This is a genomic window from Candidatus Syntrophosphaera sp., assembly GCA_019429425.1.
Classification (GTDB): Bacteria; Cloacimonadota; Cloacimonadia; order Cloacimonadales; family Cloacimonadaceae; genus Syntrophosphaera.
On sequence record JAHYIU010000012.1, the window covers coordinates 1 to 22,315 of the forward strand.

A 22,315-nucleotide genomic window follows, 5' to 3' on the forward strand; every position below is an offset into this window, starting at 1 on the left:
CAAGATGAAAACAATGCAATTTGCCGCTTGGCCTTACATAGATTGTGAGTAACGAGGGATATCAGATGCCCTCAAACAACCTGAGAAACAACGAGTTGGAATTTACACCAACATTTGGGACTCAACACTCTTTCCAAATGTTCCAAGCTAAATTCATGTTTATTAGCGGTAGATTCTATGTCAAGAACTTTCTTACATTTTTCCTGCGCATCCTTACGCATCCTTATTTGTGAGAATACAGGGGACTGCTTTCATATAAAGGCAGATAGATGAATTCTAATAAGTATGTATGCCGTAACACCTTGTTATGTATCAGTATATGTGATGTCTTAACTAATCCGGGAATCAAGGGAAAGTTCCCACTCCGTTTTTCCGATGCCGGATCGAACGACGTGTCCACAGCTATCTGAGCACCGTGAATCTGATGGTTTTGCTTTGTCCTGACGTGGTTATTAGCCTGCAGAAATAGATCCCGCTGGCGGCTTGGCCTCCGGATTCCAGATCGAGATCCCAGCTTACGCGATAGTAACCTTTATCCTGAATTTCCCGCACCAGGGTTTTGATCTTCTGCCCGCGGAGATTGTAGACGCTCAATTGGGTAAGTCCTTCCTGGGGAACGGCATAGGCAAAAATTGTACGCTCCGGTGCGGGATTGGGGTAGATGAGCAGATGAGGTTCGGTAAAAAAGCCGGAGGGCTGGATGATCTGGGTGAATTGGGGAGGACAGATCACCGCCATTGAACCGTATTCCGCCATATCCTGGTAGCGAGGGTCGAAATTGATGAAATGCCGTTTGTATATGTCGATAAAGTAGGGATCGAGCTTTCTTGCGGAAACCGCGCTGGCTTGATCCGGGGCGATCAGGTCGAGGGTGAGACGGTCCATGACGAACAGTTTTCCTCCGGAGACCTGAAACGGGGAGATAGTCAATTCAATGCCCCGAACCTCTCGCAGGCAATAGGGATCGCTCAGTTACAAGGTTTGGCCGTTGGTTCCGGAGGAGTTTTCCCAAGCGATAGCGGTGTCATGCAGATGTTGGTCAATCTGGCAGTAGTAGTTTCCTTCGGTGGGTAAAGCCACCTGGAGCTTGAGCACCGGCAAAGCGTTGTCATACATGAGGTAGGGGGCAAACCGCGCCGGCAGTTCCACACGGCCCGTCGCGTCAAAACTCAGGCTGCCGATGTTGATCTCGATTCGGATATCGCTGGCATTGATTTTGGAAAAGCGAATGTAGTCGCCGGCGTCACTGAGGGTAAGGCCATGCGCTAGGCCTATTGCCAGGAGAAGCAGAAGCGGGGCGCTGTGAGGCAGTTTGATCATGTTGCCTTCTTGTTGTGATTCAAGTACTTAACAATGTGGCCAAATCTGTGGGCATAATGAACGTTCTGCGGTTTTTTGTCAAGGAATATGATGGCCAGCCTGATGTGTCAGGTGGTCAGATCATTGAAACAAAGGGGAAAAGGGGATTAGGGGAAAAGGGAAACAATAGGCCTGGGGTGGTTATTGGGATATTCTGTGTTTATTTCTCAGGCCTTGAACCCTCCAGCAGTTCCCTCACCAGGAGCGGGACCATGATCTCGTGGTGGCCGATAAAGTAATAGCCCTGCCCGCCGTTCTGCACAGGGCGGCGGACCACGTTCTCCATAGCCCGGTAATGCGTGTTCATGTCAAAGACGGCGGTCGTGAAATCCTGCACCCGGCCATAGATGTTTCTGGCAACGGTCAAAGCCTTTAAAAAGACCTCGGGGAGGATGACTGCGGAACCCAAATTGATCCAGACACCGCCGCCGTTCAGATTTCTCACCTGTTCGCAGAGGATACGGAAATCGCGCAGGCTGCAATCTCCGATGGCGCTGCCATCCGCGCAGGGTGTCTGATGTGTGATGTCTGTTCCCAGTGCGATATGCGCCGTAACGGGGATTTCGTGCTTGTAGGCCATCGCCAGGAGCGAGATCTCGGGGTTAGGGGCCTCATTCAGGATGTGCCGGCCCAGGGCTTCGCCATAGCCGAGTTCGGCGTCGCTGGCTTTGGTGATCACGTCGTTGATCCCGTGCGTGGTCTCAAAGACCATGCCGAAGCTGCCATCCGCCAGGCCTTTGCCCACGTCCTCCGAAGTTTTGCCAAAGAAGGCCAGCTCATAATCATGGATGGTCACGGAGCCGTTTACGGCGAAGCATTGGACCGCTCCGGCCTGCATGAGTTCGATGAGCAGGGGCGTCAGGCCGCATTTGATGACATGCCCGCCCAGGGCGATGATGATTGGTTTTTTATGCTCGATTGCGTGACGGCAGGAACTGACAAAGGCTTTGAAATCCGCGCCCTTGAGGATGTCCGGTATGCTGTCCAGCAAGACCGCTCCCGGTTTGGCGAAGGAGGCGGGTTCCACCTTGCTGGGCCTGTCTTTCACGGAACTGACCGTGATCTGGAAGATGTCGATCTCTTTGTATCTGCTCATTTCTTTATTCCCAGATAGCGTTCTTCCTCGCTGAAAATGCAGCCGCAGTATTTCTGGCGGTACATGTTTGCCTCTTTGGAAAGCCTGATCCCCTCGCTCCAGAGGGGACGCCAGTCGCGGTAGAAAAAAGTTATATTATGATCTTTGGCGGCGGCCTCTGCGATCTGGATTATCAGTTCATGCTTTTGGTACTTGCTGTAGAGCAGGGTGGAAGTGAAGGCGTCGAAGCCCTGTTCCTCTGCGGTTTTGGCGGCCATTTCGAGGCGGGAGCGATAGCAGAGTTCGCAGCGATCCTCTGGATTGGCCGAAACCTTGCCCACAAAGCCGCGCAGGTCATATTCATCATTAACGATCAGGGGAATTGATTCTGCCGCGCAATACTCCTCAAGGGAGCTGAGCCGGCTGCGGAACTCTGTGTAGGGCTGGATGAAAGGATTGTACCACAGCACACTGATCTTGATCCCCTCCGCCTGGAGCTGGCGCTGGGGCGCGATCAGGCAGGGCGCGCAGCAGGTGTGGATCAGAAGGTTCTCAGGAACGGACATGATGCTCCATATCCGGAGGCAATACGAAAGATATCTCCACCAAACCGCCCTGCTCGCCGTCCTTTTGCCATGGCTGCTGGTAGATCAGTTTTCTCACTCCGTTCTTTTCGATCGAATAGACATTGTTTTTGCCGGTGGCGAGCATGTCCTTGATGATGGCGATGGACCTTGGTTGGTGGCAGTCGTAGAGGCTGGTTCCGATCAAGGCCGCTCCGCCGTGGTCAGAGAAAGTGGCGCAGGCCGCGTCGTTCATTTCGATGATGGTCCCATCCTGATCACAGACCGTGATCGCCACCGGGAAATGCTTTATCCATTCGTGCATGAGAACGGCCATTGCCTAAAATTCCTTGAGCAGGCTGGCGGCCACGATCCCGCGTTGGATCTGGTTTGTGCCTTCATAGATCTGGAGGATCTTGGCATCGCGCATCATCTTTTCCACAGGATATTCCTTCATGTAGCCGTAGCCGCCGAGGATCTGGACCGCGTCGGTGGTCACCTTCATCGCTACGTCGGAGGCGAAATACTTGCACATGGCGGATTCCTTGGAATAGTTCTTGGCGCCGCTGTCGACCATGCGCGCGGTTTGCATTACCAAAGCGCGGGCGGCCTCGATCTGGGTGGCCATGTCCGCGAGCATGAACTGGACTGCTTGGAAGGAGGAAATTGGCTTGCCAAATTGCTGGCGCTCTTTGGAATATTTGACTGCTGCCTCAAAGGCCCCGCGGGCGATCCCGACGGCTTGAGCGCCCACCATGGGGCGGGACTTGTCGAAGACCTTCATGGCGGTGATGAATCCGGTGCCTTCGCGGCCCAGCAGATTCTCCGCGGGAACGGCGCAATCCTCAAAGATCAGTTCGCGGGTGGCGGAGGCGCGGATGCCCATCTTGTTTTCCTTTTTGCCAAAGCTGAAGCCGGGAGTTCCCTTTTCCACCACGAAACAGGAGCATCCCCGCGCGCCCTTGGTCTTGTCCGTCATGGCGAAAACAGTGTAGATGCCGGCCTCGCCGCCATTGGTGATCCATTGCTTGGTTCCGTTGAGGATATAATGGTCGCCCTCTTTGCGGGCGGTGGTTTCGATCGCTCCCGCGTCTGAACCGGCATTGGCCTCGGTCAGGGCAAATGCTGCAAGCTGTTCACCAGAGGCGATCTGGCCCAGGTATTTCTGTTTCTGCTCTTCCGAGCCGGCGATCAGGATGGGGTACATGCCCAGGCCGGTAGCGCCAAATGCCAGCGCTATGCCCGCGTCCACGGCGCAAAGCTCTTCCGTGACCACTGTCAGGTCGGCCACCTTGCCGCTAATCCCGCCGTATTCTTCGGGGATCAGGATGGCGAAAAGGTCGCTCTGGCGCATGATCTCCACTATGTCCCAGGGGAAGATACCCTCTTCGTCATATTTTTCGGAGAGCGGCTTCATTTTTTCGATGGCGATGCGCCGCGCGATCTCCTGCATTTCCAGTTGGTCCTCAGTGAGGAAGTAATTCATATCGTAACTCCTTGGTGGATATTAAATTATATGAAAGTGTAGGTTATTGGATATGGCTCTTTGAGTCAAGCAAAATCTGCTTTAGTTTAGGATCAGCAATTTGCCTGATTGGATATGCTGGTCCTGCTCAACCCGATACAAATACACTCCGGCAGGGAGTTTTGGCAGGGGGACGGTCCCGTCCGGGCTCACGCTTTCTTTCTGCAGCAATTGGCCCCGCGGGTTGTAGATCCTGAGTTCAGCGTTGCCAGAACGCCCTGAAACCAGACGCAAAGAGCCTCCACGGGGCAAGGGGTTGGGATATAGCCGGAACACGACTTTTTGGACCTGGTCGTTGTTCGCAGTGTTTCCCTCGGGTGTGACGACCATGTCCGTGCTGGAGAGTCCGACGTTGTAGCTGTTCAGGGGTATGAGATCGTGCTGATAGGTGGTTACGACGGAATTTCCAGTCCAGTTCTGGTCCAGGAGTGCCATCATACCCGCGTTTCCGGAGATGGCAAAAGCGTCGTAGGGGAGAGGGTTGGAGGCATTGTGATAGACCTCGTGGGTGACCGCGTCATAGCTGTAAAGGCCGAAGCCCATGCCATCGCCCAGATAGGCGAGGCCGGAAGGATTGATCCAGATGTTGCCTGGATTTCCGCCGATGTTGAGCCTCTGTACCAATTCCAACGTGGCGGGATCGATGATGTCGACCTTGCCCTGGATGTCGGTCCAGTTGCCGGTGCAAGATACATGCAAGTAACCGTCGTGGACCACCGCAAATTGGGGATTTGTCCAAACTGGCAGGGTTTCCGTAAGGGTAAAGGAATCCAGGTCGATCACGCTGATGGAGCTATTGGCATAGTTGTTGATGTAGCCGCCGGTGTTGCAGACAAAGAGGCGGTTTTGCCAATTTGCCAAACCCTGGGGCGAGATCCCCACCGTGAGGGAAGCCACCACGGAATTGCTTTGCAGGCTGATTTTGTAGACTTTGTCCGTGAACAGCCCCGTTACATAGAGGTTTTCACCCACCCTGAGCACGTCATAGGGATTGCTGGAAGGCGCAACGGGGATATAGCGAATATGTGCCCCAGTGGCGCGGTTAACCACCTGGATGGCGTTGTCGCCCGAGCAGGCTATGTAAACATGGTCCTCATCCAGGTCCATGAGGTTGGGGGTTAAACCCAGTTGGGTAAAGGAATTATTGACCGTTCCGGCCTGGGTGTCGATCCGCGAAAGGGTGCGGGAAGCGGAATTGACCACGAAGATCTCCGCCGCGGAGAGAGGTGCCTGCAGCAGCAATATGATCGCCGCAAGCAGCCCTGATTTGTTTTTTGGCATGGCGTTCACCTTTTTCTTTTTTGATCAGAAAGGGGGTGAACTACTTTTCCGGAGGCCACATGAACCGTATGGCCGCACCGAAGGCGGTGGCAGGTTTCCTGGCTCGCAGCGGCGTTTATCATGACCCGGCCTTCCCGCTTAAGGCAGTGACCGGATCTGCCCAAATGCTGCTTACAGTGGCGGTTACCGCTCCCGTTTCGCACGGGATTCCCTTTTACCTATGAAGTAGCACCATCTATTCTTGCGGGCCAAGATCGCTCGCTGGCGTTTTGTGTCAAGGCAGAAAACACACACAGCCCAACAACAATGCCCAACCTGCCTCAGGCGCTGTTCTCTTCCCGTTTCCGGTCGGTATGGTTGAGTATCTTTTTACGCAGGCGAATGCTGTCCGGAGTAATTTCCAGCAATTCGTCATCGCCCACATATTCCATTGCCTGCTCCAGACTGAAGATCCTTGGCGGGATCAGCCTGATGGCGTCATCTTTGCCGGCGGCGCGGTTGTTGGTGAGTTTTTTGCCACGGCAGACGTTGATGACCAGATCCTGGTCCTTGCTGTGCTGGCCCACGACCATTCCTCCGTAGACCTCTGTATTGGGGTTGATGAAGAGTGTTCCCCGGGGCTGGAAATTGTTAAGAGAGTAACCCAGCGCCACCCCGTTTTCCATGGCGATCATGGAGCCGTGCTGGGAGCCGGGGATCTCGCCTTTGTATTGCTCATAGCCCAAAAAGCACTGGGTCAGGATTCCCGTGCCCCTGGTTTCGGTGAGAAACTCATTGCGGCAGCCGATCAAGCCCCGCGCTGGAACCTTGAAATCCAGCCGCGAATAGCCGTCGATCGCTGGAGTCATGCTCACAAGTTCGCCCTTGCGCCTGCCCATCAGGTCGATCACGGTGCCCACAAATTCCTCCGCGACGTCGACCACGGCCAGTTCCATGGGTTCCATGAGTTTACCGTCCATTTCCTTGAACAGGACCCTGGGCTTGGAGATCTGAAATTCATAGCCTTCGCGGCGCATGTTTTCCATCAGGATGGAGAGCTGTAATTCACCCCGGCCTTTGACTGTGAAAGTATCGGCGGAATCTGTTTTTTCCACCACGAGGGAGACGTTGGTCTGCAGTTCTTTTTGCAGCCTTTCCCAAATCTTGTTGGAGGTCAGCCATTTGCCTGACCTGCCCATGAATGGGGAGTTGTTGACCACAAACTCCACGGCGATGGTAGGCTCATCAATGCTGAAGCTGGGAAGCGAAACCGGATCATCCTTGCTGGCGACCGTTTCGCCGATGTCGATCATTTCCAGTCCGGCCAGCGTGATGATATCCCCAGCGTGGGCGATCCTGACTTCCTTTTTGTGCAGGCCGTGATAGGTGAAGATGTTGCTTACCTTGCAGAGGTGTTTGGTGCCGTCGCGTTTGAGGAGCATCACCTCTTCGCCAGTTCTGAGGGTGCCGTTGTGGATCCTGCCTGTACCCAGCTTACCCAAATAATTGTCATATTCGATGGCCGACGTCAGCATCTGGAAAGGTTTACGCCTGTCCCCCCGGGCGTCGGGAACGCAACGTACCACCATATCCAGCAGGGGAAAGATGTTCAAGCGCTCGTCGCCGATCTCATCGATCGCGTAACCGTCCTTTCCGGAAGCATAGATGACTGGGAAATCCAATTGCTCATGGTGCGCGTTGAGTTCCAGGAAAAGCTCGAAGATCATGTCCAGCACGTCATGCGGCCGGGCATTGGGGCGGTCGATCTTGTTGATCACCACCAGAGGTTTCAAACCCATTTCCAGGGCGTTTTTGAGCACATACTTAGTTTGGGGCATGGGGCCCTCGAAGGCGTCCACCAAAAGCAGCACGGAATCCACCATTTTCATGATGCGCTGTACCTCGCCGCCGAAATCAGAGTGTCCGGGCGTATCCACCAAATTTATCTTATAGTCTTTATAGAACAGCGAGGCATTCTTGGAGAATATTGTTATTCCGCGTTCTTTTTCGATGTCGTTGGAATCCATTATCCTTTCCACCACTTTCTCGTTGGCCCGGAAAACTCCGGTTTGGCGCAGCATTGCGTCAACCAGGGTGGTTTTGCCGTGATCCACGTGCGCGATAATGGCTATGTTCTTGATCTTATGCATTTTATCCTTCTGATGGGGTGTTTGCTCGCCATGTTTGTCTATATGGCATATCCGTCAATGCAAGTTATTCGCGCGCTTGTTCGCGACACGCCATACACCTGCAATTTCACTGCCGCCCCAGCCCCGTAACTCATTGTTTTTTGTACAAATTCCTTTACAAAAGCACCCTTCAGGGAAAGCTGGCGACAAATTCAACATTAAGGACCCCAATCTGTGACAAAATTCACCGACATAACCTTACCTGAGCCTCTTTTACGCGCAGCAGCAGACCTGAATTATGAGACTCCCACCCCGATCCAGGACCAGGTGATCCCCTGGCTGCTGGAAAACGACAACGACCTCATCGCGCTGGCCCAGACGGGCACCGGAAAAACCGCAGCCTTTGGCTTTCCAATACTGAGCCAGACAGACATAGAAAAACCCACCGTGCAGAACCTTATCATTTGTCCCACCCGCGAACTCTGCCTCCAGATAACCAAGGACCTGGAATCATACGCTAAATACATACCCCGGATCAAAACCGCGGCTGTTTATGGCGGGGCTTCCCTCCAGAAACAGAAGGATGCCATCAAAGCTGGCTTGCATATCGTGGTCGGCACTCCCGGCCGGATCAACGATTTCATCCGCCAGAACGTGCTCAAGCTGGACCAGGTGGGACGCCTCGTGCTCGACGAAGCCGATGAGATGCTCAACATGGGCTTCAAGGATGATTTGTTCGAGATCATGGGCCACACTCCCGCGGAGAAGCAAATCCTGCTGTTTTCCGCCACGATGCCCAAAGAGGTGGCAAATCTGGCCCGGACCTTCATGAAAGATCCCCATCAGATCAGCGTTGGCAACCAAAACCAAGGCGCGGACAACATCAGCCATTTCTACTACAAGGTCCACGCCAGGGACAAATACAAGGCTTTGAAGCGGATAGCGGACATGAGCCCCAAAATCTACGGGATCATCTTTTGCCGCACCAGGGCCGAAACACAGGAGATCGCCGACAAGCTTCAGCACGACGGCTACAACGCCGACGCCCTCCACGGCGACCTTTCGCAGGGACAGCGGGAACTGGTTATGAGCCGGTTTCGCACAAAATACGTCCGCCTGCTGGTGGCTACGGACGTCGCGGCGCGGGGACTGGATGTGGACAACCTCACCCATATCATCAATTTCAGCGCCCCCACCGATCCCGACATCTACATTCATCGCTCTGGCAGGACAGGCCGGGCCGGTAAAAGCGGGATTTCAGCCACCATCATCCATACCAAAGAGATCGCCGCCTTGAAAGCCATGGAAAAACGCCTGGGACGCGAGATCACGCTGGCCAAGGTGCCCGGAGGACGAGAGATATGCGAGAAGCAGCTCTTCCAGTTTATCGACACCGTCGAGAGGATTGAGGTGGACACAGCCCAGATCGAATCCTTCCTTCCCAATGTCTACAAAAAACTCAGCTGGCTGACCCGCGAGGAATTGATTCAGCGCTTTGTCTCCGTGGAATTCAACCGCTTTCTGAATTACTATAAGGACATTTCTGACCTAGACACCGTGGGCGACATCAGCTCTCGCGAGGAGAAGCGCAGCTTTGCTTTCAAGACCTTCAAACTGGGGATCGGCTATTCAAAGCAACTCACCAAACGTGAACTGATGCGCTATATCAACCAGCTGAAAGTGACGCGCAGCCTTGAGATAGGCCAGATCGACATCTATCCTGAGCATACTTTGGTGGAACTGGACGCGGAATTCGAGAACCAACTGCTCAAGGCCTTCAGCCGCAACAAATACAAAGGCGTGGCCTTCAGGGCTGAAGTGGTCGAGTCCGCGCGCAGAAAACGCTTTACCAAAGACGAACATAGGTCCGTGGCTCCCAATAAAGCGAGAAAATACCAGGGCTGGGCCGAGGGTTAAGACCCAAGCCTGATCATCTGGGGGATCCGGCAGCTCTTGTGTTTATCTGGTCAAGCTGAGCCTGCCGGACGTCGTCCACCGATCACAGGCCTCATTCTCGCTCCTTTTGCCGCTACTGGTTTCGCCCAACACACTCCGAACGAAATAAGGACTGTGTTGGGTGAGTGTACAACTGGTATGGGCAGAGGTTCTGGATCTGGCGGGAGTTTGACAGTAAAGCGGCTCAAATACCGCATGCCTTTCCAGACCAGCAAAAAAAAGCTTGCCAAAAAAATGAGCTTGAAATATGGTGCGTTTATAGAGGAATATTCCCTGAAATCAAGGAATATGGACGGTTCAGGGGTTTTCCCGCATGTCAGGAGATAACACAATGAGAAAGAAACCAGCTTTGGCTTTGCTCCGAATTACAGTTTTTATCGCCTTGTTAATTTTACCTTTGTCAGTTTCGGCGCAGGCGCTGCTGACCTTTGAGGTCGACGACCTGGAAGCCTACAACCGCAGCGGAAACTGGATCTACGATGCCGACGGGCCCGGCTTTCCAACCCACGACGGGAATTGGTTCACTTTCAGCCCTGATCCCAGTTATCTTTTCCACTACTTCGCGGAAAGGTACATCCACGACAACGGCACCACCACATCCTTGGTCTGCATCGAGGAAAACGTGCCTCTGGCCACCGATCCCAGCCAGATGGACATGATCTTCACCGAGTTTGACATGGTGGCTTTCAGAAGGTTAAACAACATCGATCCACTGGCCCCTTGGGATATGCCGGGCCAGTCAGCAGACGAGCGCGTCTATGCCAATGCCACCGGCTACATCACTTTTAACGGTGTTCCGGTGCTGACCATCGTCAGCGCCACCTTCGTGATCACCACCCCCTATCCCAGCGAGGATCAGGTCCGGGCACTCAGCCCCTATCTGGCTTCCTGGACCGGAGACATTGGCTCCGGCGCGCCCCAGACTGGATATGGCTTTGGCGACCTCGATCTAGCCAACTGTGATCCTGATTGGGCAGCCTTGTTTGCCGGCTCAGATTACAAAGTCCAGATGAACATGGTCGGAATCACCTCAACCGTGAGCCCGCTCTACGGCTGGTTCGATTTCGACTTGGAAGTCCTTCCCTCCCCGGTTCCCTTTGAGGCCAACAACATCTATCTTGACCTGACCAGCCTTCCCCAGAGCATCGATTTTCCGCTAATGTCGGCTGGAGTTGATGTTACCGCGGGCGAACCCGCCGGCCAGTACAACAACATGCAGCACATCTACCTCAACGAGATCGGGATCGCGCCGTTGGGCACCCTACCGGACGGAGTGGTTGACCTAGCCCCAAAATACTGGGAATTGGGCAGCACCCTGACATCCTTCAACGCAGATATCCGCTTTACCCTCACCAACAGCGAACTTCCCGGGCCGCCTGAGAACCGGCGGATCCTCCACCGGCAAATATGCCGTGAAGGCGATGATCCATTGCCTTGGACGCTTTGGACCAACTACACCTTGCTGAGCCCCACCACCATCGTGGCCAACAACGTATCTCAGATCGGGGAATTCACCGTGGCTTCGATACAGGACCAAAACGTGCCTGTCGTACTGAGCAGCTTCAACGCGGTGGCGACCGCCCAAAATAAGGTTCAGATCAACTGGAGCAGCCAGACGGAAAGCCAGATGGTGGGATACCGCCTCTATCGCGGCTTCAGCGCGGAACAGGCAGCCGCGGGTTTGCTGGACCATCCCTTGATCCCGGCAACCAACTCCAGCACTCTGCAGACCTATTCGGTGACCGATGAAAACGTTCAGATCGGTTCGACCTACTTCTACTGGCTGGAAGCCGTTGACTATACCAGCAGTGAATTCTTCGGCCCTGTCAGCGTTTCGGTCACAGGCAACGTCCCGCCCGTGCTTCCGGGAGAAACTTCCCTGCAGAACGCCTATCCCAATCCTTTCAAAACCGGGAACAGCACCAACATCGAAGTTGCCATCAAAGCAGGGGAAAATGGTATCATATCCATTTACAACATGCAGGGCCAGTTGGTCAAGACCTATAAGGTAAGCGAAGGGATCCACTCCATCGCTTGGAATGGAACAGACGGCAAAGGTAAAGCCTGCGGCAGCGGGATCTATTTCTATAAGCTCAGAACGCCCTCTTTCAGCCAGACCCGCAAGATGGTCATCATCAAGTAACCCAAGCAACAGCTATGAAAAGCCCCGGAAATCACCGGGGCTTTTTTTATAATTTTCGTAAATTATGGCAGTTCAGCTGTAGTTGCAGCCCAGGCAGCCTTGCAATATTTCGCCTGTCCTGGTCCGTTGGGCTTTCCTGAGCTCGCGCATGGCCGAACCATTCCAGATATCCAGGAGCGAATCGGAACAGACATCTCCGAGGAAATGCAGCTTTTGCGGGTCTATGGAACACCCCTTGGCTGGGCAGAGGGGGACTCGGCCATCAGGCCTGATCTGGAGATCCTTGAAGGGAATGGAGCAGACGGGAATGGTGGACTGCGCTTCGGCTGGTGTGCTGAAGACATCGCTGGAGTAATCGCTTTCCGGATGCTTGAGCAGCAATTGGGGCAGCACAGAGTCCGCGTATCTGCGCCAAAAACGGGTTTCCTGCCATTCCCGGGCCTTGGTCGAGGGACGCAGCATCAGCCTGACCTTAATGAAAGTTTTGCTTTTCTGGCTGTCCCTTTGTTTCTTCATGTGCCTCAGGTTGCGGATCAGCCTTTCATAGTTGGCTCCCAGGCGCGAACTTTCATAAACCGCTGCCCCTCCGGCATCGATGGAGATCTCGATCAGGTTCACTCCCGAAGCCAGGATCTCATCTATATTGTGGGGGTCCTGCCATTGCCCGTTGGTGATGATGGAAAGATAGCGGGTCAGCGGTGCCAATGCCCGGAGCATATTCGCACAGTTGGGATGGAGCATGGGCTCGCCGCCGCCGATGCGGATCCGATTGATCTTCGCCTCGCGCTGCCGCTTGAGCAGGCAGGCAAAAACTTCATCACTCATCATGGTGCGGGGATGGGGAAAGAGCGGGTTGTTGCAATATACGCATTGCAGGTCGCAGGCGTCGGTGAAATCGATTGACAAGAGCGGAGGCTTGGCAGCGTCCGGGAGCCGAAAGGGATACTTGAGTGTGATCAGTTCCAGGAGTGGGATACCGCGGCTGAAGACATGGGCGTTGAGGCGCAGGTAATAACCCCAGTGGGAAGCCATCCAGGCGAGGCTGCGATACTTTTTCAGGCCGGTCAGCGTTTCTTTTTCAGGCAATTGGTCCTCACAATCTTGGTGTCATGAGAAACACCGGAAGCTTTTGGACGCTGCCCGGCTAGGCTTGTGGTCCGGAAACTTCCGGTGATTCATTGGGCTAATATTTAATGTTTCCGGTTATTTCATCAACACCATCTTGCGGGTGGAGGAGAATTTTCCGGATTTCATGCGATAGAAATAGACGCCACTGCTGACAGGGGAGCCATTGTCGTCGGTTCCGTTCCATTCCGCCTGGTGTCTGCCGGCGGGAAGGTTCGTGTTCAGCAATGTCCTTACCAACTGCCCCTTCTGATTGAAGACCTCGATGCTGACCGCGTCATTGGAGGCAAGCTCAAATCTGATCTGGGTGCTTGGGTTGAAAGGATTGGGGAAATTTCCGCTGAGGCCGGTGGCAACCACAGGGATGTAGTTATCTTCAACGGGAGTATATTGATAGACGTTCCCAGCCCGGTTGTAGGTACCCATGTAGCAGGGCCACTGGATGCTTTGGGCGGGACGTTTGATATCAATAACAAAGAACCCCGCATCGTTGGGGATCGCGATATCGAGATCACCGTCCAAGTCCACATCTGCCAACGAAGCGGAAACCTTGATGTTTCCCGTGATGTTGATCGGGAAGTTGCTGGATTCGGTGCCGTCCAGACGGACGCTGTGCAGGAAACCGTTGGTATCGCCGAAGATGATGCCGGCATAGTCATCGTTGTCAAAGCGGGCTACAGTGGGGGTGCATTCAACAGCCTGGCCGACGTTGATGGGTGTTCCGGGCAGGTCAGTTCCGTTCGAGTTTAGGATATTGATTACACCAGCCGCCCCTATCACGATGATCTCCTGTGTGCCGTCGTTGTTGACATCCGCGACTACAGCTCCGGTCTTGATCTGGCCGCCGACGTTCTTTTCAAAGAACAGGCTGCCGTCATGGTTGAAAGCCTGGATATAGCCGGCAGTGCTGGTGTTGACAATGATCTCGGGATGGGTGTCCGCGTCCAGGTTGGCAATGGTGATGGGGTTTTGGCTTCCGCCCCGCATGGCGACCGGAAATCCCGGAAGGTTCTGACCCGTGGCGCTGTTGATGGCGCTCAGGTTGCCGTTCAGGGTGGCGACCAGGATCTCGTGGACACCGTCTCCGTTCAGATCAGCGATGGCAGGTGGTCCAAGCACGGCCCCGCCAACGCTGACGGGAAAGTTCGGATAATCAGAGCCATCGGCATTGAGCACAATAAGGTTGCCGGTCTGGGTGGCAGTGATGATCTGGCGCTGTGCGTCCATTTCCAGGGAGGCGATGACTGGGCCTGCGCGCAGCGTTCCCCCAGCCGGAACCGTCCAGAGCACGTTTCCGTTCTGGTTGAAAAGCATTATGCTGTTATTGGAAAGTGAGGCGGCAAATTCCTTCAAACCATCCGCGTTGACATCGCTCATGGCAAAGGAGCCAACTACCGCGGCCCCGGCCTGGATGGGGAATCCGGGAAGCATGGTCACTCCGTCTGATTTCATGGCGCGGATGTTGCCGGATTGGTCGCCAAAGATGATCTCCTTGTCGGGCTGGGTGTCCAGATTGTAAAGAACGGGGCTTGAAGTTGAGGCACCGCCGACGTTGTATGGCCAGCCGTGCTGGATTAGCGAGAGTTCTGCGCTGAAGGGCAAAACCTTGGTGTAGGGGAAGGGAGCATCGGCATTGGCCGATACTGATAGTTCAAAAGGAATGGGCTCTGAAGGCAGAGAGGCCACGGTGCTGATTTTGAAGGGCTGGCTGTTGTTCCACATGGTGCTGCCAGGGGTCAGGTTGCCATAGCTGGCGGTAGCATCGATGATGGTTACTCCGGGATAGTTGCAACTCAGCGTGGCGACCAGGTTTTCGGCTGTCAGCCAGGCCAGTCCGTTATCGGAGAGATAGTTGTTCAGCGAAACCTTGAGCCTGACGACTTCGCCGGGATTGGCGACTCCGTCTCCGTCGCCTGAGAATTCCTCTAGCATGGTGTCGTCTATGGTGATGTTGGGTATCTTGTCATACATGGTGGCGGCAAAGGCGTTGACCCTGCCGGCTCCCAGAAGACCGTCACCCTGGTTGTTTATGTAGGTGGGATTCACGTCGTAGATATAATCTGCTGTTAGCATCAGCCTTTGCCTCAACTGGGCGGGGGTCATGGTCGGATGCAAAGCTTTGACCAGGGCTGCCACACCGGCCACGACAGGCGAGGCCATCGAAGTGCCGTCATAGGCATCGTAGCCGTTGTTGGCAATGATTGTGGAGAGAATGCCTTCGCCCGGCGCGCAGATGTCTATGGGCAAACCGTAGTCTGAAAATCCTGACTTGACGTCGTTCTGGCCAGTGGAAGCCACACATAGGGCATTGGTGCAGTCGGCGGGATAATCCTGATAGGAAGAGGTGTGCTCCATGTTCTCGTTTCCCGCGGCGGCTATGACCAATGCACCGAGAGCGGTGGCGTAGTTCACGATGGAATTGGGATAGGTCCCGCTTCCAGTGCTGCCCCAGCTACAATTGATGATATGGGCGCCAACCTCGGCGGCGTATTTGACCTGGTCATAGGCGTAGGAAATACCGGTGGAATTGCTGGTATTGGAAGAGCCTTTGCAGGAGATGATGGAAACGATGGGTGAGGTGCCGACTACGCCGATGGCGTTGTTGCCCACTGCCGCGGCGCATCCAGCTACGTGTGTGCCATGGTCGTTGGCTGTCCAGGTTTGGATGGGATTGTTATCATTGTTGTAAAAGTCCCAGCCCACGAGGTCGTCGATCTTGTTTCCGCCTTCGCCAGCGTCAACACCGTCGCCGCCGGATATGGTGCCGGCATCCCAGTTGATGGTCATGCCTGGCGCTTCGGCTGGATTGATCCAGATGTTGGCACGCAGATCGGGGTGGTTCCATTTGACGCCTGAATCGGTGATGGCCAGCTTCACATCGAATGAGCCCTGGATGTAGTCCCAGGCTTCATAGCTGCGGATCCGGGCGTGCACATATTGGGAGGTGACCATCGGATCATTGGGTACGAATTTGCTGCGCACAATACCTTCCAACTCCGCGTAGAGCAGGTTTTCGTTCTGGGCCAGTTCCTCGACAGCGTCGTCGATCCTGTCGTCAGAGTCCAGGATCAGGCGATAGGTGTTTTGCAGGTAGAGGCCGTTATCGTTCCAGGTGGGGACTTTCACATAGGGATGCATTTGCTGCAGTTCCACAATGTTGTATTTGGCTGCGAGCCTGTCGAAGGATGTCAGGCCGGTCTTCAGCTGGCCGTTCTCCAGGGTGGTGTCTATTCTTCCCGTGTCGTTGGCTACCGCTGCCTTGGTGAAGCAGACGATGATCGACTTGGAGACGAAATAGTCGGGATCAAATTTCAACGCGAACATGGCGCTGATCGCAATGATGAGCGAGATGATTAAGATCAGCTTTTTCATTGGGCACCTCAATTGGATTTGTTTATTCCATCTAATCTCAAGTGGGGTATTTAGTCAATACTTATTCCCGTCCAGATGGACATTAATATAGGATAAGCTTCTCTTTATCAGCGAATTGCTCTAAGTAGATATTTTTGATCAGAGAGTGTTCCGGAGCGTTCAGATTGGGATCCTCTTCGATGATGGCGAAGGCATCCTCACGGGCCTCTCTCAAAACTGGCTGGTCTTGGACGAGATTGGCAAAGCGGAATTGGGGTAGGCCGGACTGTTCTGTTCCGAAAAGCTCTCCGGGGCCGCGCAGCTGCAAGTCCTTTTCGGCGATCAGAAAGCCGTCCGTGGTCCGCACCAGGGTGTCCAATCTTTGCCGGGCGACATTACTGACAGGGAAATGCTCGATTAGATAACACCAGGCCTGCTGTCCTCCGCGGCCCACCCTGCCCCGCAACTGATGCAATTGGGCCAGTCCGAAGCGCTCGGCATGCTCCACGATCATAACACTGGCGTTGGGTATGTCCAGCCCGACTTCGATCACCGTGGTGGAAACCAGGATCCTGATCTCTCCAGCCTTGAAGCTCTGCATTATTGCGTACTTCTCCCGGGCGCTCATCTTACCGTGCATGAGGACGCATTTGTAATGGGGGAAGACCTTGGTGGAGATGTGCTCGTGCATCCTCTGGGCGTCGAGTAGGTCCACCTTGTCCGATTCCTCGATCAGGGGGCAAACGACATAAGCCTGCCTGCCTTCATGCAGTTCCCGGTCCACTTCGCGGTAGACCAGATCGATCTTCTGATTCGACCGCACCACGGTCTTCACCGGTATTCGGTTAGGCGGTAATTCGTTAATGACGCTGACCTCGAGGTCGCCATAGACCGTCATGGAAAGGGAGCGGGGAATGGGAGTGGCGCTCAGGTACAAAAGGTCCGGATGTTTGTCTTTCCCAGCCAGTTCTGCCCGCTGCTGGACCCCGAAGCGGTGTTGCTCATCGACGGCCACAAAGCCGAGCCTGTCGAAGGAAATATCGCTCTGCAAGAGCGCATGGGTGCCGATGATGATATCGGAGGTTCCCTCGCGAATGTCGGTCTTGATCTGGGCTTTTCCCTTGTAGGAACCGCCTTTGAGCAGGGTTACATTGACCGGGAATCCATCCAAAAACCTGGAGATGTTGGCATAATGCTGATCTGCCAAAATCTCGGTGGGCGCCATTAGCGCGGCCTGATATCCGTTTTCCACTGCCAGGAGCATTGCGAACAGGGTGACGATCGTCTTACCAGAACCTACGTCACCCTGCAGCAGACGTGACATCTGCCTGTCCGAGCACATGTCCGCAAAGATCTCGCGGATCGTCTTTTTCTGGGCATCCGTCAGCCGGAAGGGAAGTTTTTGGTGGAGTTGGGTGGTCAGTTGCTTTTTGTTCTCAAAGCGGATGCCGGAGACTTGTTTGCCATGGAAATGCTTGTGCCGGGCCCAGAGGATCTGAGAATAGAAGAATTCCTCAAAAACGAAGCGCTGCCGTATCTTGTCCACTTCCAGAGGATTAAGGGAGAAGTGTATCTTTTGCAGCGCTGCCTTGCGGGGGATGAAACCATGCCTTGTGATCAGCTCTTCAGGCAGGTTTTCCTCGATCAGGCCTGCGTATTGCTCAAAGGCGGCATAAACGGTCTTGCGGAAAAACTTCTGGGTCAGGTCACCTGTGAGGCCATAGATGGGCAGAAACTCGCGCTTTTTCCAGAAATCATCCTCTTCAGCGTCATCCACCAGTTCGAATTCCGGATGCATCAATTGCAACTGACCGTTATACTCTGAAAGGGTCCCGGCCACCCAAATGGTCACTCCGGGCTTCAGCAGCTCCAGATACTTCTGCGGGTAGCTGAACCAGGTGCAGACCAGGATGGCGCGCCCGTCGCTGATTCCCACGTTGAGCATGTCTTTGCCTTTGCGGGTGCCGCGCTGCTCCACCCAACTGACCATGGAGGTGAGGGCGATATGGTTGCCAGGCCGGAGTTCTTTGATGGAGCGATCGATCACGCGGTTCAGATAGGCCCGGGGAAAATACTCGAACAGGTCGAGAACAGTCTTGATCCCCACGTTTCCAAGCTGGCGGGCCCGCACTTCGCCCACGCCCCTCAGGAATTTCACCTGCATGCTTGTGTCTTTGCGATATTCCGATCTTTCCATGATGCCAATATGTGAGGTTGGGGATTTTTGTCAATGTGCAAGGGGAAACTTTGCAGGATGTCATGCCAGACATCGTATCTTCTAAGATGAGAACCAGTATTGGCCAGGAGTGGGGATTTTTTACTTGACCGTGATCGGGAAGAAGATTATTATGTATAGGAAACACTACTATAGCTGTCTATGTGACTGTATTTTTATCTTTTACAACGCCCAAACTTGCCAGGATGCAGGCCATCCTGAAACACAGGAGAACACAAATGACAACTTGGAAAAGAATCCTGCCGCTTCTTTTGGCGGTAAGCTTGATGTCTTGCGCGGTGGCGCAGACAGGCAAGACAGCTCTGATCAACGAGAACGGTCCCAACCCTGTGGTACGGGTGGTGCGACAGGTGCGGGAAGCCGTGGTCCAGATCAAGGTGGAATCGAAGGTCACGGTGCAGAACTTCCGCAATCCCTTCTTCGACGATCCCTGGTTCCGCCAGTTTTTCCCCGAACAGCGCCAGCAGCAGCGTCCCGTGACCTCCATGGGCAGCGGTTTCATCTATGAATTCAACCCCCAAACCCGCGAAGCCTTCATCATGACCAACAACCACGTGGTGGAAAAAGGCAGGGAAGGCACGATCACGGTCACTTTGGCGGACAAGATCAGCTACACTGCGACCCTGGTCGGCCTCGATCCCAACACCGATGTGGCTGTGATCAAGATAACCCTCAAGGAAGGCGACACGATCACGATCGCGCCCCTGGGAGATTCATCCAACCTGGAGATCGGAGATTGGGCCATTGCCATCGGCAATCCCTTCGGTGATTCCGGACTCGACCGCACCGTTACCCTGGGTGTGATCTCAGCCATCGGCAGGTCCAACCTCAACTTTGGCTCCGGCTCGCCCATTTATCAAGACTATATTCAGACCGACGCCGCGATCAATCCCGGTAATAGCGGCGGACCGCTCCTCAACATCAACGGCGAGGTCATTGGCATCAATTCCGCCATCACCAGCACCAGCGGCGGCAACATCGGCATCGGCTTCGCCATTCCTGTCAACCTCGCCAAGCGCGTGGTCGAAGACCTGGTCGCCAACGGAAAAGTGACCCGCGCCTATATCGGCATCTCGCCCCAGGAGATCACTTCTGACCTGATGGACGCTTTCAACCTCACCGAGGTCTCTGGTGTGCTGGTCGCCAAGGTGGAGCTCGATTCGCCCGCCCACAAGGCTGGACTGGAAGCCGGGGACGTGATCCTGGAATTCAATGGTGAGAAGGTACCCAATGTCTCCAAATTCCGCATCGCGGTGGCCACCTCGAGGGTGGGGACCAAGGTCCCGGTCAGGATCATCCGCGAAAACAAGGTCCAGACCGTCCATATCCAACTGGATTCCTATCCTGAGGACGGTCCCCTGGCCAGTAGCGAGGAACCTGAGGTAAATGGTGGCCCCGGCATCACGGTCGAGGCCACGGACAGCGCCTATGCCCGCCGCAACAACATCACCGCCGAGAAAGGTGTGATCATCAGCACCATCGAGCCCAATTCAGCCGCCGCGAAAGCCGGTCTGCAGGTGGGGTTTGTCATCCTGAGGGTGGACCGTGACGTCGTGAACACTCCTGAAGAATATGAAAGCGCCATGCAGAAAGCACTAGACAGGATCAAAAAGGAAGACAGGAAGATCATTACCCTCTACGTCATGGACCGCAACAAGAACGAGCAGTTCACAGTGCTCCGCTTCGATTGACCCCCGCGGTTCTGAGCTATAAATATGCCCCGCCGTTTGGCGGGGCTTTTCTTTAAAATTGAATTTGAACAGGGGATTAAAGTATTGTGTTCAGCTATTCCGTCCTCATAGCCAAATGCTTTGCCTGCTGAACTTTTGCCCTACACACTCCCAATAATGTTCGGGATGTGTAGGGCGAGGTTAGTACTGGCGTGAGTTTTGGAAATGAAGACGAACAATCAGGACAAACTCCCTAAAGGCCTTATTCAGCTTTGGGTCCGGTGTATTGGACGATGAAAGCCGTGTATTCGTAGTCGTAAAAGGCAAAAACAGCACGGTCATTTCCCAGGTCCCAGTAGTATTCTTCGAAATACTCGTCATATTCGTAGTCCCAGCCATGCCAGGAGGCCAGGGCGTCCACGACGATCTCTTCGATATCTTCGTCATCCGGGGGGAAATAGATGATAGTCCAGGCCGCCAGGGTGGAATCCGCCGGAGAGAATTCCAGTTCGACGCTTTCCACCAGATAGTTGTCCGTGGGGACCATTTTGAGCCAGGCGCCGGTGTCGGAATCGATCGCGAAACCTTCCCCGATCAGGTTTTCGAGGACCGCTTCCCTGGTGTCGTCATAATTGATCTGGAAGAGCCCGGTCTGGGCGCTAATACCATTTCGCTTGCATAATTCCAAATATGGGTTATTGTATCTCCAGTTTCAGTTCACTGGAGGTACTGATGAGACAGATTCGAGTAAGCGATGCTTTGCCGGCAGAAGAGCTCAAGCGCCGAATGTTGTGCAGTAAAGACATTGGAGAGCGCAATCGGTGGCAAGCCCTCTATATGGCTAAGGCAAAGGGACTTCAAGCCAAGCAGATAGCAGACATGATCGGTGTTTCAATATACACGGTCAACAAATGGGTATACAAATACAACCATCATGGAGAACAGAGCATTTACAGTCAGAAACGAGGTGGCAACCGCACCTCCTTTCTGAGTTGGGAAGAGGAAGAAGAGCTTCTGTCAGAAATCGGCAAGAGGGCCAAGGATGGCTTGGTGGTTGTGATCAAAACAATCAAGGCAGAAGTAGAAGCCAGCATAGGACATCCTGTCTCCAAAGATTATCCTTATGATTTGTTGCACCGTCATGGCTGGAGGAGAACGGCGCCCAGGCCCAAACATCCCAAGCAAGATACAGAAAAACAGGAAGAGTTTAAAAAAAACTCCCGGAACACCTGGCAACCGCCACTCTAAGCTTCCAAACAGGCGACAACCGACCGATTCAGGTTTTCTTTCAAGACGAAGCCCGCTTCGGCCGGATCAATATTCCGGTCAGGTGCTGGGCACCAAAAGGCCAGAGACCGACTGTCTCCAGACAGATCGTCCGACAATACATCTATGCCTATTCGGCGGTAAATCCAAAAAACGGAGATATATTCTCCATTCTGGCGCCCAACTGCGATACCGAAATAATGTCTCTGTTCATACAGGAACTCTCTGAAGAATATCGCAATAATCGTAACATCATCATCATGGACAAGGCTGGTTGGCATACCACAAATTACCTCAAGCAATTTGATAACATCCGGCTGATATTCCTGCCCCCTTATAGCCCTGAACTGAATCCCACCGAACATCTTTGGTCAAAGATCAGAGACCTGAAATTCAGGAATACAGCCTATGGATCACTTGATGATGTGCAGAAAGCTCTGGTTGAAAGTTTCTCGTACCTGGACAACAATAAAGAGATGGTCTCAAAGCTGACCTATTTCAAGTGGCTAAATTTGGATACATGAAAGCGAAATGTTATAAGTGAGCAGGCCAGGGCGATGATCAGAAGGGTTGGAAACAATTTGTGCATTTTGGTTCTCCTGCGTTGGTTGCTGGATATCATAAGTCACAGGAATCGTCAGGCAAATGTTTTTTCGC

17 protein-coding genes and 1 riboswitch are annotated in these 22,315 nt (G+C 53.9%); of the genes, 5 read left to right on the top strand and 12 right to left on the bottom strand.

The features are described from left to right. Positions 1-402: 402 nt before the first annotated feature. The 8 genes from K0B87_02330 to typA all read right to left on the bottom strand — a co-directional run bounded on the left by K0B87_02330 (position 403) and on the right by typA (position 7,932). Complete coding sequence (locus tag K0B87_02330; protein ID MBW6513574.1) at positions 403-885, bottom strand: T9SS type A sorting domain-containing protein; 483 nt, start codon at positions 883-885, stop codon at positions 403-405. A gap of 87 nt (positions 886-972) precedes the next feature. Then, a complete protein-coding gene (locus K0B87_02335) occupies positions 973-1,320 on the bottom strand; it encodes a hypothetical protein (protein MBW6513575.1) in 348 nt (115 codons plus the stop codon). A gap of 199 nt (positions 1,321-1,519) precedes the next feature. After that, positions 1,520-2,455 carry a hypothetical protein gene (locus K0B87_02340; GenBank protein ID MBW6513576.1) on the bottom strand — a complete coding sequence of 312 codons (936 nt, stop codon included), beginning with the start codon at positions 2,453-2,455 and terminating at the stop codon, positions 1,520-1,522. Continuing rightward, positions 2,452-3,000 carry an epoxyqueuosine reductase QueH gene (locus tag K0B87_02345; GenBank protein ID MBW6513577.1) on the bottom strand — a complete coding sequence of 183 codons (549 nt, stop codon included), beginning with the start codon at positions 2,998-3,000 and terminating at the stop codon, positions 2,452-2,454. The genes K0B87_02340 and K0B87_02345 overlap by 4 nt, the downstream gene beginning before the upstream one ends. Beyond that, the gene (locus tag K0B87_02350; GenBank protein ID MBW6513578.1) at positions 2,987-3,322 is read right to left on the bottom strand and encodes a PAS domain-containing protein; all 336 of its coding nucleotides are present in this window, start codon (positions 3,320-3,322) and stop codon (positions 2,987-2,989) included. The genes K0B87_02345 and K0B87_02350 overlap by 14 nt, the downstream gene beginning before the upstream one ends. A gap of 15 nt (positions 3,323-3,337) precedes the next feature. Then, the gene (locus tag K0B87_02355) at positions 3,338-4,483 is read right to left on the bottom strand and encodes an acyl-CoA dehydrogenase family protein (protein MBW6513579.1); all 1,146 of its coding nucleotides are present in this window, start codon (positions 4,481-4,483) and stop codon (positions 3,338-3,340) included. An 81-nt stretch (positions 4,484-4,564) separates the two neighbouring features. After that, positions 4,565-5,803, bottom strand: a complete 1,239-nt coding sequence (locus tag K0B87_02360; protein ID MBW6513580.1) for a T9SS type A sorting domain-containing protein — start codon at positions 5,801-5,803, stop codon at positions 4,565-4,567. 70 nt (positions 5,804-5,873) lie between these two features. Next, positions 5,874-6,054, bottom strand: a riboswitch (cobalamin riboswitch). Between the two features lie 69 nt (positions 6,055-6,123). Continuing rightward, positions 6,124-7,932, bottom strand: a complete 1,809-nt coding sequence (typA, locus tag K0B87_02365) for a translational GTPase TypA (protein MBW6513581.1) — start codon at positions 7,930-7,932, stop codon at positions 6,124-6,126. A gap of 213 nt (positions 7,933-8,145) precedes the next feature. On the opposite strand from typA, the gene K0B87_02370 reads away from it, so the two are divergent. Both K0B87_02370 and K0B87_02375 read left to right on the top strand, forming a co-directional pair. Then, positions 8,146-9,828 carry a DEAD/DEAH box helicase gene (locus K0B87_02370; GenBank protein MBW6513582.1) on the top strand — a complete coding sequence of 561 codons (1,683 nt, stop codon included), beginning with the start codon at positions 8,146-8,148 and terminating at the stop codon, positions 9,826-9,828. Between the two features lie 370 nt (positions 9,829-10,198). After that, entirely contained in the window at positions 10,199-12,010 is a 1,812-nt protein-coding gene (locus K0B87_02375) for a T9SS type A sorting domain-containing protein (GenBank protein ID MBW6513583.1), read from the top strand. Between the two features lie 72 nt (positions 12,011-12,082). Here K0B87_02375 and K0B87_02380 read toward each other — a convergent pair whose 3' ends face one another. From K0B87_02380 to recG, 3 genes are all read right to left on the bottom strand, one after another. After that, positions 12,083-13,096 (bottom strand): radical SAM protein, encoded by a 1,014-nt coding sequence (locus K0B87_02380; protein ID MBW6513584.1) that lies wholly within the window; start codon positions 13,094-13,096, stop codon positions 12,083-12,085. Positions 13,097-13,213: 117 nt separating this feature from the next. Continuing rightward, positions 13,214-16,507: a S8 family serine peptidase gene (locus K0B87_02385; protein ID MBW6513585.1), complete on the bottom strand. Its 3,294-nt coding sequence runs from the start codon at positions 16,505-16,507 to the stop codon at positions 13,214-13,216. 82 nt (positions 16,508-16,589) lie between these two features. Next, positions 16,590-18,683: an ATP-dependent DNA helicase RecG gene (gene recG / locus K0B87_02390; GenBank protein ID MBW6513586.1), complete on the bottom strand. Its 2,094-nt coding sequence runs from the start codon at positions 18,681-18,683 to the stop codon at positions 16,590-16,592. A gap of 257 nt (positions 18,684-18,940) precedes the next feature. On the opposite strand from recG, the gene K0B87_02395 reads away from it, so the two are divergent. Then, a complete protein-coding gene (locus K0B87_02395) occupies positions 18,941-20,413 on the top strand; it encodes a Do family serine endopeptidase (GenBank protein ID MBW6513587.1) in 1,473 nt (490 codons plus the stop codon). A gap of 241 nt (positions 20,414-20,654) precedes the next feature. On the opposite strand, the gene K0B87_02400 is transcribed toward K0B87_02395, so the two are convergent. Continuing rightward, a complete protein-coding gene (locus K0B87_02400; protein ID MBW6513588.1) occupies positions 20,655-21,080 on the bottom strand; it encodes a hypothetical protein in 426 nt (141 codons plus the stop codon). A gap of 44 nt (positions 21,081-21,124) precedes the next feature. Here K0B87_02400 and K0B87_02405 point away from each other — a divergent pair, with 44 nt between their 5' ends. Together K0B87_02405 and K0B87_02410 are read left to right on the top strand one after the other, a co-directional pair. Further along, positions 21,125-21,640 carry a winged helix-turn-helix domain-containing protein gene (locus K0B87_02405; protein ID MBW6513589.1) on the top strand — a complete coding sequence of 172 codons (516 nt, stop codon included), beginning with the start codon at positions 21,125-21,127 and terminating at the stop codon, positions 21,638-21,640. After that, entirely contained in the window at positions 21,622-22,182 is a 561-nt protein-coding gene (locus K0B87_02410) for an IS630 family transposase (protein MBW6513590.1), read from the top strand. Before K0B87_02405 ends, K0B87_02410 begins: the two co-directional genes overlap by 19 nt. Positions 22,183-22,315: the final 133 nt, after the last annotated feature.

What these genes read in the sequence shown, in the direction of transcription:
- typA (MBW6513581.1), bottom strand. Translation starts at nt 7,932, where the DNA reads ATGCATAAGATCAAGAACATAGCCATTATCGCGCACGTGGATCACGGC.
- K0B87_02340 (MBW6513576.1), bottom strand. Translation starts at nt 2,455, where the DNA reads ATGAGCAGATACAAAGAGATCGACATCTTCCAGATCACGGTCAGTTCC.
- K0B87_02345 (MBW6513577.1), bottom strand. Translation starts at nt 3,000, where the DNA reads ATGTCCGTTCCTGAGAACCTTCTGATCCACACCTGCTGCGCGCCCTGC.
- recG (MBW6513586.1), bottom strand. Translation starts at nt 18,683, where the DNA reads ATGGAAAGATCGGAATATCGCAAAGACACAAGCATGCAGGTGAAATTC.
- K0B87_02330 (MBW6513574.1), bottom strand. Translation starts at nt 885, where the DNA reads ATGGACCGTCTCACCCTCGACCTGATCGCCCCGGATCAAGCCAGCGCG.
- K0B87_02335 (MBW6513575.1), bottom strand. Translation starts at nt 1,320, where the DNA reads ATGATCAAACTGCCTCACAGCGCCCCGCTTCTGCTTCTCCTGGCAATA.
- K0B87_02360 (MBW6513580.1), bottom strand. Translation starts at nt 5,803, where the DNA reads ATGCCAAAAAACAAATCAGGGCTGCTTGCGGCGATCATATTGCTGCTG.
- K0B87_02395 (MBW6513587.1), top strand. Translation starts at nt 18,941, where the DNA reads ATGACAACTTGGAAAAGAATCCTGCCGCTTCTTTTGGCGGTAAGCTTG.
- K0B87_02350 (MBW6513578.1), bottom strand. Translation starts at nt 3,322, where the DNA reads ATGCACGAATGGATAAAGCATTTCCCGGTGGCGATCACGGTCTGTGAT.
- K0B87_02375 (MBW6513583.1), top strand. Translation starts at nt 10,199, where the DNA reads ATGAGAAAGAAACCAGCTTTGGCTTTGCTCCGAATTACAGTTTTTATC.
- K0B87_02355 (MBW6513579.1), bottom strand. Translation starts at nt 4,483, where the DNA reads ATGAATTACTTCCTCACTGAGGACCAACTGGAAATGCAGGAGATCGCG.
- K0B87_02385 (MBW6513585.1), bottom strand. Translation starts at nt 16,507, where the DNA reads ATGAAAAAGCTGATCTTAATCATCTCGCTCATCATTGCGATCAGCGCC.
- K0B87_02405 (MBW6513589.1), top strand. Translation starts at nt 21,125, where the DNA reads ATGAGACAGATTCGAGTAAGCGATGCTTTGCCGGCAGAAGAGCTCAAG.